Consider the following 448-nt stretch of genomic DNA (forward strand, 5'->3'; position numbering starts at 1 on the left):
GTTTAAGGCGAGAGAATAAACAGCTTCAAGAAGAAATGGATTTCCTAAAAAAGGCTGCGGCGTACTTCGCCAGAAACCAAGAGTGAAGTACGCCATTATCAAAGAGTATGAAGAGCAGCATTCCAAGGCTTTAATGTGCCGGGTTATGCGTGTCTCACGCACTGGTTACGCTAATTGGTGCAAGGGTTCTATCTGTGACCGCGATAAACGTCGACAACTAATGACAGCTAAAGTGTTGGATACCTATGAAGACTTTGAAGCTGGCTGCAGATTCTGGCCCATTCCGATCACTCATTCTGGTTTTAACCGATCATCATTTCTGGAACTTTTCGACCATTGATTCTGGTTTTATTCGATCACTTTTTCTGGATTTCCAGAATCAGTGATCAGATACCAGAATTGATGATCAGATACGCCGGAATACGCAAGCTGGCTATGGATCGAGAAG

Annotated in this window: 1 protein-coding gene; it reads left to right on the forward strand. The window is 43.8% G+C overall.

The annotated features are described in order from the left end of the window. Positions 1 to 82: 82 nt before the first annotated feature. On the forward strand, positions 83 to 340 hold the full coding sequence (locus A3756_RS05415; RefSeq protein WP_068553031.1) for a hypothetical protein: 258 nt from the start codon (positions 83 to 85) through the stop codon (positions 338 to 340). The last annotated feature ends 108 nt before the right edge of the window (positions 341 to 448 follow it).

It is taken from the genome of Oleiphilus sp. HI0086 (genome assembly GCF_001635225.1).